The 14,116-nt window shown below is 53.2% G+C and carries 13 protein-coding genes; 2 read left to right on the forward strand and 11 right to left on the reverse strand.

Annotation, left to right across the window (positions count from 1 at the left end):
- Positions 1 to 62: 62 nt before the first annotated feature.
- From mnhG to MHH78_RS21725, 9 genes are all read right to left on the reverse strand, one after another.
- On the reverse strand, positions 63 to 452 hold the full coding sequence (gene mnhG / locus MHH78_RS21685; protein ID WP_076077665.1) for a monovalent cation/H(+) antiporter subunit G: 390 nt from the start codon (positions 450 to 452) through the stop codon (positions 63 to 65).
- Positions 427 to 720, reverse strand: a complete 294-nt coding sequence (locus MHH78_RS21690; protein ID WP_209873390.1) for a Na(+)/H(+) antiporter subunit F1 — start codon at positions 718 to 720, stop codon at positions 427 to 429. Before MHH78_RS21690 ends, mnhG begins: the two co-directional genes overlap by 26 nt.
- Positions 717 to 1,196 carry a Na+/H+ antiporter subunit E gene (locus MHH78_RS21695; protein WP_076077660.1) on the reverse strand — a complete coding sequence of 160 codons (480 nt, stop codon included), beginning with the start codon at positions 1,194 to 1,196 and terminating at the stop codon, positions 717 to 719. Before MHH78_RS21695 ends, MHH78_RS21690 begins: the two co-directional genes overlap by 4 nt.
- A gap of 6 nt (positions 1,197 to 1,202) precedes the next feature.
- Positions 1,203 to 2,681 (reverse strand): Na+/H+ antiporter subunit D, encoded by a 1,479-nt coding sequence (locus MHH78_RS21700; RefSeq protein WP_076077658.1) that lies wholly within the window; start codon positions 2,679 to 2,681, stop codon positions 1,203 to 1,205.
- Entirely contained in the window at positions 2,678 to 3,013 is a 336-nt protein-coding gene (locus MHH78_RS21705; protein ID WP_036729053.1) for a Na(+)/H(+) antiporter subunit C, read from the reverse strand. Before MHH78_RS21705 ends, MHH78_RS21700 begins: the two co-directional genes overlap by 4 nt.
- Positions 3,013 to 5,877 (reverse strand): Na+/H+ antiporter subunit A, encoded by a 2,865-nt coding sequence (locus tag MHH78_RS21710; protein WP_076077655.1) that lies wholly within the window; start codon positions 5,875 to 5,877, stop codon positions 3,013 to 3,015. The genes MHH78_RS21705 and MHH78_RS21710 overlap by 1 nt, the downstream gene beginning before the upstream one ends.
- A gap of 66 nt (positions 5,878 to 5,943) precedes the next feature.
- Positions 5,944 to 6,552, reverse strand: coding sequence for a hypothetical protein (locus tag MHH78_RS21715; protein ID WP_076077653.1), 609 nt, complete (start codon positions 6,550 to 6,552; stop codon positions 5,944 to 5,946).
- Positions 6,553 to 6,798: 246 nt separating this feature from the next.
- The gene (locus MHH78_RS21720; protein ID WP_341168777.1) at positions 6,799 to 7,224 is read right to left on the reverse strand and encodes a hypothetical protein; all 426 of its coding nucleotides are present in this window, start codon (positions 7,222 to 7,224) and stop codon (positions 6,799 to 6,801) included.
- A complete protein-coding gene (locus MHH78_RS21725; RefSeq protein WP_341168778.1) occupies positions 7,221 to 7,883 on the reverse strand; it encodes a DUF2625 family protein in 663 nt (220 codons plus the stop codon). Before MHH78_RS21725 ends, MHH78_RS21720 begins: the two co-directional genes overlap by 4 nt.
- Positions 7,884 to 8,155: 272 nt before the next feature.
- Here MHH78_RS21725 and gdhA point away from each other — a divergent pair, with 272 nt between their 5' ends.
- Complete coding sequence (gene gdhA / locus MHH78_RS21730) at positions 8,156 to 9,532, forward strand: NADP-specific glutamate dehydrogenase (RefSeq protein ID WP_076078146.1); 1,377 nt, start codon at positions 8,156 to 8,158, stop codon at positions 9,530 to 9,532.
- A gap of 296 nt (positions 9,533 to 9,828) precedes the next feature.
- Here gdhA and MHH78_RS21735 read toward each other — a convergent pair whose 3' ends face one another.
- The gene (locus MHH78_RS21735; protein WP_340753924.1) at positions 9,829 to 10,812 is read right to left on the reverse strand and encodes a diaminopimelate dehydrogenase; all 984 of its coding nucleotides are present in this window, start codon (positions 10,810 to 10,812) and stop codon (positions 9,829 to 9,831) included.
- A 252-nt stretch (positions 10,813 to 11,064) separates the two neighbouring features.
- Complete coding sequence (locus tag MHH78_RS21740; protein WP_076077644.1) at positions 11,065 to 12,306, reverse strand: hypothetical protein; 1,242 nt, start codon at positions 12,304 to 12,306, stop codon at positions 11,065 to 11,067.
- Between the two features lie 428 nt (positions 12,307 to 12,734).
- On the opposite strand from MHH78_RS21740, the gene MHH78_RS21745 reads away from it, so the two are divergent.
- The gene (locus tag MHH78_RS21745; RefSeq protein WP_341168779.1) at positions 12,735 to 14,087 is read left to right on the forward strand and encodes an FAD-binding oxidoreductase; all 1,353 of its coding nucleotides are present in this window, start codon (positions 12,735 to 12,737) and stop codon (positions 14,085 to 14,087) included.
- The last annotated feature ends 29 nt before the right edge of the window (positions 14,088 to 14,116 follow it).

Here is a 14,116-nt window from a genome sequence, read left to right on the forward strand (position 1 = left end):
CAGGGATGCCCCTCGGACCCATTACGGCCGTTGAGCATCCCTGTTTGTGCTTTTATACTAATCTATGATGAGGATGAATCGGTCTTCACCTGTTCCTGCTCCTTCTCCAGCGCCTCCTTGAGATCATCCTGGACGCGGCGGCTCCAGAGCGGAACACCGGAGCGGTAGGCCGCCCGCCCGGTCAGATGAGCGGAGAGCGGAGAAGTCATGAATACGAACACGATTCCGAGCAGCAGCTTCGCACTGATGAAATCGAGGAAGAAGGCGAAATAGAGGAATGCGCCGCTGAGTACACAGAGCACACCGAGCGTAGCACTTTTGGCGGCGGCATGTGATCTTAGGTAGACATCGGGCAAGCGGATCAGACCTACAGAGCTGACTGCGCTAAGCAAGGCTCCGGTCAGAATCAGCAGGACAAACACATACTCAATGACCGTCTTGATCAGGTCCATGTTCAAACACCACCCCCCTTTCGATATATCTGGCCAAGGCCATCGTCCCGATAAAAGAGAGGATTCCAATCAGCAGAATATATTCTATATAGGCTTGCGTCTTGAACAGGACCGAGAGGACGGCGACCATCGCCAGCAGATTGATACCGATGGTATCGAGTGCGGCTACCCGGTCAGGCAGTGACGGCCCCTTGACCAGCCTCCAGGCACAGATAGCAATGGAGATGACCATGATCGACAGCGCCACCATGAGAATCGATTGAATCATGAACGGGTCACCTCCAGAATCGCGCGTTCAAAGGTATTACGGATATTCGCATCGAACTGCTTCACATCCTGTATGTCCATGGCATGAATGTATAAGGTCCGGTTGTCTTTGGACACCTCCAGCACGACTGAACCCGGCGTGAGGCAGAGCATAGTAATCAGCACCGCCACCTCCCAGTCCGATTCCAGCTCCGTATGGTACATCAGGATAGCCGGGCGGATATTGAGATTCGGGCGAAGAACCGCCTTCACCACTACATAACTGGAGGCCACCAGCTCCCGCAGCAGCAAGGCCACCAGCTTCAGAATCGCCCATATTTTACCCAGGTACAGCCGTCCGTCGAAGAAGCGCCGCATGACCACGAGTACGGCCACCCCCAGCACATAGCCGACGATGAAGCCGGAGGCCGTCCAGTCATTATTCAGGAACATCCACAGGAAGGCGATCATGAGATTCAACAATATTTGAAAGGCCATCTTCATCTACTCCTTCATGACAGCATTAATGTACGCTGCCGGATCAGCGAGGACTGCGCCTGCCTGCCCCACATAGCCGTTCACCCACTCGGCGCCGATACCCATCAGGATGACGAGCACAAACAACGCCGCAGCCGGTACCATCATAGCTTTGTAGCGCAGAGGACGAATTTCTTCATCGCTCTTCTCGCCTCCCCAGAATACCTGCTGGAAGACTTTGATCAGCGAATACAAGACGACGAAGCTGGAAGCCAGAGCGATAAGCGCAAGCGCGGTATGCTGCTCCCCGAAGCCGCTGCGGACCATCATGACCTTCCCGGCAAAACCGCTAAGCGGAGGAACGCCGACCAGCGCCAGCGTCAGGACGAAGAACATCCAGCCCGTCCACGGATACCGGCGGATTAGACCGCCCATCAGCCTCAGCTGCTCCGTCCCCGAAGCTGCGACAATCAGCCCGCCCAGGAAGAACAGCAGTGCCTTGGCAACCATATCGTGCATCAGATAGAATACGACCCCGCTCAGCGAATCCTGGGTAGCCACGGAGATGCCGAAGGCGATGAAGCCGACACTGATGACAATATTATAATTGAAGATCCGGCTTAGATCATTATAGGCGAGTGCCCCTATGGCTCCAAGAATCATAGTGGCCCCTGCCATCCAGCCGATCAGCGAATGGGTCAGGCCCATATCATGGACAAAAATCAGTGAGAACGTTCTGGTGATGGCATACAGCCCCACCTTGGTAAGCAGTGCGCCGAACAATGCCCTTACCGCCTGCGGAGGAGCACTGTACGAATCCGGCAGCCAGAAGAACAGCAGCAGGCCTGCTTTGAGTGAGAACACCAGCAGCAGAAGCACGGCAATCACATTCATGACTCCACCCTGCCCGGCCTCTCCCACACGGATGGCCAGATGAGCCATATTAAGCGTGCCTGTCGCCGCGTACAGATAAGCAATCGCCGCTACGAACAAGGTGGAGGAAATTACGTTGACAAGGATATACTTGAGCGTCTCGCGCAGCTGTATCCGGGTTCCACCCAAAACAATCATGGCGTAGGAAGCAACCAGCAGCACCTCGAAGCAGACAAACAGGTTGAACAGGTCACCCGTCAGGAACGAGCCGAACACACCGGTGAGCAGGAAATGGAAGAATGTATAGTAGTAGAACCGCTCCCGCTCCTCACCGATGCTTGCAAAAGAGAAGAACAGGCAAGCTGCCCCTACCACCGCAGCCGTCAAGACAAGCAGCGCTGCGAACATATCAGCTACGAAGACGATGCCGTAAGGCGGAATCCAGCCTCCCATATACAGCGTCTGAATCCCATCGGTATGGACCTGGTATATAATGATAAGCGCTACTGCGATGTTCACCAGCACACTGATGGCACTGAGGATACGCTGCAGCTTAATTCGTTCCTTGAGAAAAATCAGGATGACCGCCGTAAAGGCCGGGATCAGCAAAGGCAGTACCAGCAGGTTGTTCATGGTCTCTCCCCCTTGCTTCCTTCCACATCATCCGTTCCCGCCGAGCGGTAAGCCCGGTAGGCCAGAACGATGAAGAACGCGGATACCCCAAAGCTGATTACAATGGAAGTCAGGATAAGCGCCTGCGGCAGCGGATCGACATAACTGTCCGCCTTCTCGCCAAGCAGAGGTGAAGCGCCCGTCTTCAGGCCCGCCATCGTCAGCAGCAGCAGATGAACGCCGTGAGTCAGCAGCGTCGTCCCGAGCAGGATGCGGAGCAGACTTTTGGACAGGACCAGATAGACACCTACGGTAAACAAGACACCGATCGCCAGGGCAATAAGGATCTCCATTAGTTATCCCTCCCGATCGTAAAGATAATATTCATCGTGACACCAATCACCGAGAGGTAGACTCCCAGATCGAACAGCATCGCCGTGGTTAGCTCCGTCTTGCCCATGACCGGCAGTTCAAAGTAACCGAAGGCCTGGGTCAGGAACGGAGCATCGAAGACAAAGGAACCGATTCCGGTGAGAAAAGCGATCATAATCCCGACTGCGATTAACTTGCGGTAATCGACGGGCAGCACCTTCTCCACAAACTCCGTACCGAAGGCAATCGCGATCAGCACCAGCGCCGCAGCAGCCATCAAGGCTCCGATAAAGCCGCCGCCCGGCTGATTATGACCCGCGAAGAACAGATACAGGGAGAAAGTGATGATGATCACGAAGGCTACCTTTGCCACAGATTGCAGCAATACATCATTGCTGCGGGTATAGCGGCGCGTGCTGGACTCCGGTTTGTTTCTGTTTAGAACAGGTGTATGATCCTGCTCCAGCTGCAGCTTGATCATCGAGTAGATGGCCAGCGACGCCAGCCCCAGCACCGTAATTTCGAACATGGTATCGAAGCCGCGGAAGTCCACCAGCAGCACATTGACAATGTTCTTGCCGCCGCCAAGCTTGTAACTATTCTCCACATAGTAGGTTGAGATAGACTCGAACGGACTGCTGCCTAGCGCGGCCAGCGCCACCAGCGTCATCGTGATCCCGAAGCCTAAGGCGATGATCAGCCTCGGCACCTTGACCCGCAGCTTGACCTTCTCCCGCTTCAGCTTTGGCAGATGCCGGAAGCAGAGCAGGAACAGCGTGACCGAGACCACCTCAACAATCATCTGGGTGAGGGCCAGATCGGGTGCGCGGAACAGGATGAACAATAGCGTCACCATGTAACCGACCATTCCGGTAAGCAGAATCGCCGAGACTCTGGACTTCGCAAATGGTACGGCGAGCGCACCGGTCAGCAGGACCAGTACGGCAACAACTTCAAAGAAGGTGACCGGAGCGTAGCTCCCCTGGCCAAACGTAATGCCCTCCGAATAAAGCATAGTACCGCCTACTACGGCGATAATCAGGGTGAAAATATACATCAGATAATGACGCATCGAACCGGTCATGTATAGTCCTGTCACCGCACGGGACAGTCCCTCCACGAGCCGGATACTCCCGTCATATACCTGTGTCAGCGTGAGGCCGCTGCGCCATTCCTTATCCACAAGGCTGAACCGGCCATATACGCGGTATACGATAATCCCGAGAAGGATCACGCCCAGCGTCATCCAGACCTCGGCGGTGAACCCGTGCCAGAAATAGATGTTGACGTAAAAAGGCGAGCTGGCTGCAAGCTCCGGATGAATGGCATTCATCCCCGGCACGATCAGTGTCCCCGACAGTATGTTCGGGAAGAAGCCGGTGATCACGGCCAGCAGTGCCAGAATTACTGGCGGAAGCAGAAGGCCGAAGGGCGCTTCATGCGGTTTTTTGTCCAGCTTCTCCGGCTGATATTTCCCGAAGAAGGTATGGAAGACCATAATCATGCTGTATGCAAAGGTAAATATGCTTGCAATCCACGCCAGCACCGGGAATATGGTAAAGAAGGCCCCGGGGCTGAAGATATCCAGCTGTCTGATATTCAGCACAGCCGTGAAGAACATTTCCTTGCTCAGGAATCCGGCAAACGGCGGAAGACCCGCCATTGAGAAGCTGCCGATCAGCGCTAATGTGAAGGTTACCGGCATCAGAGACACCAGCCCCCCCAGCTTGCGCAGATCACGGGTATTCGTCTCATGGTCGACAATTCCGACCACCATGAAGAGCGAACCTTTGAATATGGCATGATTAATTAAATGAAAGAGTGCTGCCGTTGTTGCGGCGGTATAGAATACAGCCTGTTCCCCTGTATAAAAGGAAGCTGCCGATCCCATGCCGAGTAATCCCATAATCAGACCGAGCTGGCTGATTGTAGAATAAGCTAACAGAGCCTTCAGGTCCGTCTGCTTCATCGCCTGGATCGATCCATAGATCAAGGTGATCAGGCCGACGCCCGACACTATCCAAAACCACTCATGTTGCCCCGCAAACACCGGGCTGAACCGTGCTACCAGATATAAACCGGCTTTGACCATGGTTGCTGAATGCAGATACGCACTGACAGGAGTCGGTGCTTCCATTGCATCAGGCAGCCAGATGTGGAACGGAAACTGGGCCGATTTGGTGAAGGCACCCAGCAGAATAAGCAGCATTGCGGGGATGAACAGCGTTTGTCCGCTGATGTCGCCCACCTGGCTCCAGATCTCGCGGATGCTGAAGGTACCTGTCATCACATACAGCATCAGGAAGCCTGCGAACATCGCCAGACCGCCGAAGACAGTGATCAGCATCGACTTTTGCGCGCCGTAGCGTGATTTCTGTCTCCGGTGCCAGTAGGCAATCAGAAGGAAGGATGAGACACTCGTAAGCTCCCAGAATCCGTATAACACCATCAGGTTATCGGATAGGACGACTCCCAGCATAGCTCCCATGAACAGCAGCAGATACACATAGAATGGAGTCAGCTCTTCCTTGCGTTTGTCCAGATAAAAGATGGAATAGATAAAGACCAGGGTGCCCATTCCCGTGATTAACAAGGCGAACAGCAGGCTTAATCCATCCAGATGGAAGACCAGATCAATCCCAAGGGAAGGAATCCATGACAATGTCTCATATCCGAGATCCCCTCCCTTGATGACCGGAATACGGGTAAAGAAGTAGATAAATAACATCAGCGGTGCGGCCAGTACAAGCCATCCTCTATGGAGCTTGCGTACCCTCCCGCGTAGAAGCGCTATCATCAGGGCCATAAGAAACGGAACAAGAACGGTTATATGCAGCAAAGGCAAGCCTCCTTTTCCCTTCAGTGGTATAGGTTGTGAACACTGGTACTTACTTCCTGACAACAAGACCGGTTATAGCGGATCGGCCAAGTTTCCTTCACAGATATGCAAATATCTTGCTTTACCATCTTGCTCAATTTTGAACAAGCCATTCTCAAACTCGGTGTGCAATTCGTGGAAGTATTTCCCTTTAATGAAGTCTGTACCTTCCGGCTCATCGCTGAGCTGATACATTCCCTCGTTCTTCACCAAATAAGCGGTTACCCCTTCTTCATGGGTCTCTTCAAGACCGGCGCGCATACGCTGAACTGCAACTACATGCAGATCCATCATCTTCATCTTGCTGATCAGTTCATTGACGAAGTTGCGTTTAGTCAGCTCCTGCCATAAGGTCTGGGCCGATTGCCCGATGATAACCTGAGTGACTTCATGTTCTTCTGCCGCTTCAACGATCACATCCGTTGTCTTGCGGCCGCGGCGCTTGCGCACCATGAATTCAGCACCGGCTTCTTCAGCCAGACGCTTCCAGACCGCCATATACATTTCTTTGCTTTGATTATATTCATCACTGTCTGAACTATCCACATTGAGCACATACAGCGGTGCCCCGATCAACTCGGATAACTGGACTCCACGCCGGATCAAACGCTCGCCATGCGGGCCGTAATGAACACATACCATAATCTTTTCCTTGTGAATGACTTTCGCCCTCCTGTTAACATGGGCCGGAAATACAAAAGGAGCCTAATGGCGTTAGGCCCCTTTCTGTTGTTTCAAACCCTGAAAGTTATACCTAAATTATATCTATTCCGATGCTGTTTGTAAAGTTTACGGACAAGACTTGGACAAAACAGAAGCATTTGTTCCCGGCGGCTGCCGCTTCAATTAAGGATGGCGGAGGTGAATATTAGTACCCTTCCGTCCGTGTTAAGCACCTGGGTGCAGTTCCCTGCTGCGGAAGGCCCTCCATACCGGGAGCGGGTCGCCGCTTGAACCTCTTACGGCAGTATCTCCGTATAAATCCCCGCATAAACATATCAGCACCTTAGCCTGATCGACGTCCGGCAGATGGAGCTGAAGCAGATGCTCCAGCGTCTCCGGAAGCTTCTCACCCACCAGGGAGTCTCCGTATTCGCCGTTGTCATGAAGAGCCATTCCTTGAAGGTCAGAGGCTACAATCAGCGCCTCCACCTCCTTCGGCAACCCCAGAATCTCTCCCCTGTATATTGGTAGCCATTCATATACAATCCCTTGGCTGCCGCGTGCCGCAGTGACATATGGAATGAATTCGAGCGGTTCTTCCGCAATCGTGACGCTCTTAAGCCTTTCTCTGCCCGCCTTACTCTTCTTCATTCCGTGCCCACACTTTTCGCTGAATGCCAGGCCTCCAGAATAGAGACCGGCGCTTTGCTGCTGGCAGAACCGCTGCCTTCTTTCGTCCACAGCGGCGGGTAATAGCCCATCACTTGGCCCGGCTCAAGCTGCTGGACCTCCTCTTCCCAACCCTGCCAGAGGAATGTTTCGTAGAACAGATCCAGGTCCCCTTCTGCCAGCCAGCCGATGAAGCCCGAATAGGTTAATTCTGTCGTCTCCCATTCCTGAGCATCGGGAGCATAATAATAGATATGACCCGTCTGCCCGAACCGCCCCGTATCCAGGCCGAAGAAGCCGCCGGCCGCATCATAGGCCACAATTAGTATTCCCGGCAGCGGGTCTGTGTCCTCTGCATCACCCAGACCGTTCCAGGAAGCCAGGCTGCCGAAGATGCCATCTGCTCCAGCGCCGAGCAAGGTAAGCCATCCATGCTCGAACACGATTCCTCCTGTCTCGTAGGCTATCGCTCCCAGATAGGATTTCGTGCTGACCTGCAAGCGGACCAGCGTCTGTACCGCATGTTCCGCTTCTGCCGCCTCCAGCCGGTAGGTGCGCGATCCCTGACTCAGCAGCTCCCTGATCTCTTCCCAAGCGTGGTTCTCCACATCTACCAATTCTGCTACAGATAATAAGTGCATATGCTTCCGCCTCTCTCAATGCTTTATGCTGTTTCCAATATTTATATATACCCTATTCAGTGGGAACTGCAATCCTGAATTGACCAGAGGTTTATTAACATTCCGCCGCATATAGCTGGCATAATATGTGAGGTTCATAGAAATTCTTAATGACTATGCCAAAAATAATTGATTGGCAAATTGATGTCAGGTTTTATAGAATTCTTTTAAATTCTAATTAATACGGGATAGCCCGAATTACAATCAGACAGGGAGTGCTTGCCAAAGTGTCCATCGTTCCTACACTAACGTCAGAAGTATCAAATGAGGCTGTGCAATACGTGCAGCGGATCTATGCAGAGGTCCAGAAGCGCGACCCGCATGAGCCGGAATTTCACCAGGCTGTCCAGGAATTCCTGGAGAGCATCACCCCCGTTCTGACCCGCCACCCGCAGTATATGAAGCACGGGATTCTCGAGCGGCTGGTTGAGCCTGAGCGCAGCATCTCCTTCCGTGTCCCTTGGGTGGACGATGCCGGTAATACCCAGGTTAACCGCGGCTTCCGCATTCAATTCAACAGTGCCATCGGTCCATACAAAGGCGGCCTGCGCTTCCATCCTTCGGTCTACCTCGGGATTATCAAGTTCCTGGGCTTCGAGCAGATTTTCAAAAACTCGCTGACCGGCCTGCCCATGGGCGGCGGCAAGGGCGGCAGCGACTTCGATCCCAAGGATAAATCGGATCAAGAGGTTATGCGCTTCACCCAGAGCTTCATGACAGAATTGTACCGCCACATTGGACAGGATACAGATGTTCCTGCAGGGGATATCGGTGTAGGCGCGCGCGAGATCGGCTATATGTTCGGCCAATACAAACGGATTCACGGCGGGCATGCTGCCGGTGTTCTTACCGGAAAAGGGCTGCTCTATGGCGGCAGTCTGGCACGTAAGGAAGCTACCGGCTATGGCTGTGTATACTTCGTGCAAGAGATGCTGTCATCGAACGGAGCAAGCTTCAAGGACAGCAAGGTGGTCATCTCCGGTTCCGGGAATGTCTCCATCTATGCTATCGAGAAAGCTCAACAGCTGGGAGCCCACGTAATTGCCTGCAGTGATTCGAACGGTTACATTCATGATCCTCAGGGCATCAATCTGGCTACCGTCAAAAGACTGAAGGAAACAGAGCGCCTGCGCATCAGCGAATATGTGAAGGAGCACCCGCATGCCGTGTATGTTGAGGGCTGTAGCGGAATCTGGAGCCTGCCTTGCGACATCGCTCTGCCGTGTGCCACGCAGAACGAGCTGGATTTGGAATCCGCCCGGACGCTGATTCTGAACGGAGTTAAGGCCATCGGTGAAGGTGCCAATATGCCGACCACTCTCCAAGCGGTGGAGCTGTTCCTGGAGAACCAGGTGCTGTTTGCTCCAGCCAAGGCCGCCAATGCCGGCGGCGTAGCGGTCTCGGGCCTGGAGATGAGCCAGAACAGCATGCGTCTGTCCTGGACCTTCGAAGAGGTGGACGAGAAGCTGCAAGTCATTATGAAAAATATCTACAGCAGCACCGTTCAGGCAGCAGAGGATTACGGCGTCGCCGGTAACCTGGTTGCCGGCGCCAACATCGCCGGGTTCCTGAAGGTTGCCGATACCATGCTGGCGCAGGGTATCGTGTAACCTGTTATAGACTAATTGATACAAGAAGAGGTGTCCCTGAGCCATTCGGCTGGGGACACCTCTTTTTAGGTCGAGGCATAGGTAACTGATCATTTAAGCTCGCACCCGGCGGATTCAGGTGCACTAATGCTCCTCATTCGCTCCTATAGCTGACTTCAGGCAAATTCAGGTGCACTTGTGCTCCTCATTACTCTCCCTCTGCCGTACTCGACCTCATCAATGGGATTTATCCCTCTCATTCAGCCCTCGAGCCAACTTCCGGCCTCACCAACGGGATTTATCCCGCTCATTGTAGCCTACAGCAGCTCGCGCCGCAGTTCTTCAGCCGATCTTGGGGACAGGTGGCCGAGCGGAATGTCGAATACCGTCTTAGCTCCTGTCTGGCCTTCCTGCTTCAGACGCACAGCAGCGCGGGCATAGGCGGCCAGGACGCTGGCGGTGAATTCCGGGTTGCTGTCCAGCTTCAGCCCGAATTCGGCGATCTGCTTGCTTCCGCCTCCGGTCACTCCGCTGCGGATGACGAAGCCGCCATGCGGCATCCCTGAATGCTCAGCAGCAAGCTCCTCGTCCGTAATGAATTGAACCGTTGTGTCGTAATCGGCGAAATAGTTCGGCATCTCCACAATCGTCCGGGTAATGGCATCGAGGTCAGCTCCTGCTTCAGCCACTACGTAGCATTCCCGGCGGTGCTTCTCGCGGGTGGACAGCTGCGGGGTCTCGCCTCCGCGAATGCTGTCAATAACCTCCTGGACCGGCACGGTATATTGCACGCCTGCCTTGACACCGGGAACCCGGCGGATCGCATCCGAATGCCCCTGGCTGACTCCTGTACCCCAGAACGTATAATCTTCGCCTACCGGCAGGATGGACTGCATCAGCAGCCGGTTCATAGAGAACATGCCCGGGTCCCAGCCGGTGGAGATCACACTTACGCTGCCGCCTTCGCGGGCAGACTTGTCCACCGCAGCGAAGAAATCAGGGATTTTGGCATGAGTGTCAAAGCTGTCCACCGTATTGAATAACCGGGCCAGCTGCGGAGTCTGCTCCGGCAGATCTGTTGCGGAACCGCCGCACAGAATCATTACATCAATCTTGCCTATGTACTGCTCGGCGGCTGAGATGTGCTCGGTGCGCGTTCCTGTGATGTCTGCCAGCTGCTGCGGATCTCTGCGGGTGAATATGGCTACCAGCTCCATATCGGAGTTCTGCTCAATGGCCTGCTGTACCCCTTTACCCAAATTTCCGTATCCGACGATGCCTACTCTAATGGTTGATGTCATGTCTGTAATATCCTCCCTTGCCGGTTAACCCGGAGATATGAATCCTTCAAAAGTTAAGTATATATACATTACACGAAATGTAAATAATTAAAGTGTTATAAACCACAGTTATTTATGGAAAACAGCCGCTGCTGCTTCACGAAGCCCGCAATCAGGCAAATGAGCATGCACACCGGGCCTTAACAGAATGCTGATCCAAGCAGACGGAGGGCAGCCCGGTGGCAAGGAACACAACATGTGATACAGGAAATCCTAAGCTACGCTGAAAAGCACGGTTTTGGTGCCTATTAACGTTGAACCGCTGTTTACAAAATAATAGTTGGACGATGTATCCAGCGTGAGCGGACCGGTCCAGGTAATCGTGGCGAACTGGCTGCTGAAAATTCCGGTTGGCGGCACATCTGACAAAGCAAGCGTTACTGTAACCGCAGCATTAATAGTTGTGTTAGTAATGTGGGAATACCCCCGGACATTAATGACCCCGTCGGATTGGCTGTCCACCATACGCTGAATATTAAGCCCATTATGCACCATTGTATTGATCCGGCTATGGTACAGGTAAGTGTTCAAGTTCCCCATATGTCCAGACTGGATGATATCGCCAACCACCCGGGCATTCAGCAGCTGAAATTCAATCGTTGTAAACGGGTCTCCGACCGCCACATTCTGGAAGGTGACATTGCCGCTGATAATGGCTCCGTCCGTATAATTCGTATGCGTGCTTACCGATGTCCCGTCATCAAACGTGCCGATTACAGTGACCGGACGCGCATCAAAGGCAGGTCCTTGTATGAGATATACGTCCTCGGCAGCCTGACTGGTCTGAATGGTTACATTACGGGGAGTGGAGGAAGCGAAATTGGCCAGATCCGCATTGCCCAGCACCCAAGGACCCAGACCAAGCAATTGAATGTGCCTGGCCGGCGGGATGACTACATCTTCATCAAAAATCGAATTCGCCGCAATAAGCACAATACACCGCGCTCTCATACCGATGCTCACGGCCAACGGGCTGTTGACTGCGGCATCAATGGCCGCCTGAAGGGAATTGAATGGGGCAAACGGAGAACCGTTGCCAGGCCCAGGAGCTGCCGAGTCCGCCCAAAAGATCGTTTCACCCCATTCAAAAACCGGTGTTCCTGCGGGCGCCAGCACTTCAGAGGATACCAGGCGGTGAGCTGTAACCAGCTGCCCTGCCGAATTTTTGCCCCATGCTGAGATTTGAATCACTTCAGAAGCGGCATCCTCAACAGTGAAAATAAACTCAAATGCATTCAGATTGGCGAAGTAGTTCTTCGTGATCACTTCATTTGGAGCGATGGAAAATTCATCTTGCGCATACAGCGTCCGGGTTCCGTTCAAGACATAGCCTTCTACCAGAATCACCGAAGAGATTAGCGAGTCCCGGTTATCGAATTTGATCGTTACCAGTTGAGTGGGTCTGACCCCGCCGGCAGGACTATTCTCAATGGGACCTGTCGATAAAATCGCCATACTTATTCCTCCTCAAATTGCTAGATTTAATCCACCCCTTCAGATTAATGTATGTAATGTGTTTAACAACAACCTGTACATTCTAGCAATAACTAACTCCTGCTGTCGGGCAATAGACAAATAGAAACGCCTGTACCGTCCTTGTACTAGTATTGTGCCATTGCGTGTTATGATCCTGAACTTCCAGCTCTAAGATGCTGTCCCAAGAAAGCTGTCTACTGTATATGTTCGTTCAGCTTCATCTCTATTCCCCGTTTATCTGTTATTCCGCTGCATCCTTTGCCGGTTACCCCTATTGTAATTGATAACGATTCTCATTAATAGCCCGCATTATAAGCCCACTCCATAGACTAAATCCCCGCATACATTAACCTAGTCAAAGTCATTTCCATGTATGCCAATATTAGCTCAAAAGGAGCTGGAAACCAGTGAACTCAGCAACGAAGCTTACCGGACGCGTCATCTACAAAGGTGATCCGGGTTATGAGGCCGCGCGCAAAAATTGGGACCCGCATACCGACCGATTCCCCAAAGTATTCGTGTTCGCCCAGAAGACTCAGGATGTAGCCAATGCTATCAAATGGGCCAACGAGCACCGGATTCCCATCCGGCCCAGAGGCGGCAGACATGCGCTGGAGGTCAATCTGTCCCAGGTGAACGGCGGAATCGTCATTGATGTCAGTGAAATGAACAGCATCAAGCTAAATAAAAAAACGGGGACAGCCGTCGTCGGAGCCGGAAACACAGTGGGGAGAATCGCCCATACGCTTGCCCGGAAGGGGTATATGGCGCCTTTCGGGGACAGTCCTACCGTGGGAATCGGCGGCATTACACTGGGCGGCGGCATCGGCCCGCTTCAGCGTACCCTTGGGCTCGTCAGCGATAATCTGGTGGAGCTTGAAATGGTCGATGCCAAGGGCAGAATTATTATTGCGAATAAGAAAAGTAATGCCGATCTGCTCTGGGCTTCCCGTGGCGGCGGCGGCGGCAACTTCGGCGTGTGCACCCGTTACAAATTCAAAGTACGCCCGGCTCCTGCCACAGCAACGGTATTCCGCATCACCTGGCCCTGGGGTCAGTTCGAGAAGGTCCTTAAGACCTGGCAGCGCTGGGCTCCCGCCGTGAACACCAGACTGGGCAGCGAATTATCCATCGGTCCCAAAAAAGGCGGAAATGTCAGCATGCTGGGACTATTCCTCGGATCTAAGGCTGAGGCTGTCCGCCTCTTGAAGCCCATTACAAGTGTAGGAACGCCTACGATCCAAACGATCCGTTCCCTGCCTTATCCGCAAGTGGTCAGCTTCTTGTTAGCTCCCGATCCGGTACAGACTCAGCGCTTCAGCAACCAGTTCTCCAGCGCCTTCGGCAGGAAACCGTTCCCGGATCAAGCATTTAAGCCGATGCGTGAGTTCCTGAAGAAGGTGGAGGGGAAAGACGCCGGGTTCTTTTTCCTCAACTGGGGTGGGGCTGTAAGCCGTAAATCTCCTAAATCTACTGCCTTCTACTGGCGAAAGGCCAAATTCTACGTGGAGTGGAACAGTTCATGGATCAAGAAATCGGATGCCGCCAAAAATATATTCTACGTCCGCAACACCCGCCGCAAGCTGCAGCCGTTCATCGTGGGAAGCTACATCAACGTGCCTGACCAGGGCATCAAGCATTCCGGCCCGGTCTATTATGGAACGAACTATGCCAGATTACGCAGAGTCAAGGCGAAATATGATCCCGGGAATGTGTTCAACAATCCGCAGAGTATCCCGCCAGCCCGCATCAAGAGCTGAGTTCGAATAAAAACGAGCAGGAGGCGTTT

The sequence above is a fragment of the Paenibacillus sp. FSL H3-0333 genome, from assembly GCF_038002805.1.
In the GTDB taxonomy this organism is placed as follows: Bacteria; Bacillota; Bacilli; order Paenibacillales; family Paenibacillaceae; genus Paenibacillus_AQ; species Paenibacillus_AQ silagei.

Coding starts and splice junctions, on each gene's coding strand:
- mnhG (WP_076077665.1), bottom strand. CDS start 452: ATGGACCTGATCAAGACGGTCATTGAGTATGTGTTTGTCCTGCTGATT.
- MHH78_RS21700 (WP_076077658.1), bottom strand. CDS start 2,681: ATGAACAACCTGCTGGTACTGCCTTTGCTGATCCCGGCCTTTACGGCG.
- MHH78_RS21705 (WP_036729053.1), bottom strand. CDS start 3,013: ATGGAGATCCTTATTGCCCTGGCGATCGGTGTCTTGTTTACCGTAGGT.
- MHH78_RS21695 (WP_076077660.1), bottom strand. CDS start 1,196: ATGGCCTTTCAAATATTGTTGAATCTCATGATCGCCTTCCTGTGGATG.
- MHH78_RS21740 (WP_076077644.1), bottom strand. CDS start 12,306: ATGGCGATTTTATCGACAGGTCCCATTGAGAATAGTCCTGCCGGCGGG.
- MHH78_RS21735 (WP_340753924.1), bottom strand. CDS start 10,812: ATGACATCAACCATTAGAGTAGGCATCGTCGGATACGGAAATTTGGGT.
- MHH78_RS21720 (WP_341168777.1), bottom strand. CDS start 7,224: ATGAAGAAGAGTAAGGCGGGCAGAGAAAGGCTTAAGAGCGTCACGATT.
- MHH78_RS21690 (WP_209873390.1), bottom strand. CDS start 720: ATGATTCAATCGATTCTCATGGTGGCGCTGTCGATCATGGTCATCTCC.
- MHH78_RS21725 (WP_341168778.1), bottom strand. CDS start 7,883: ATGCACTTATTATCTGTAGCAGAATTGGTAGATGTGGAGAACCACGCT.
- MHH78_RS21715 (WP_076077653.1), bottom strand. CDS start 6,552: ATGGTATGTGTTCATTACGGCCCGCATGGCGAGCGTTTGATCCGGCGT.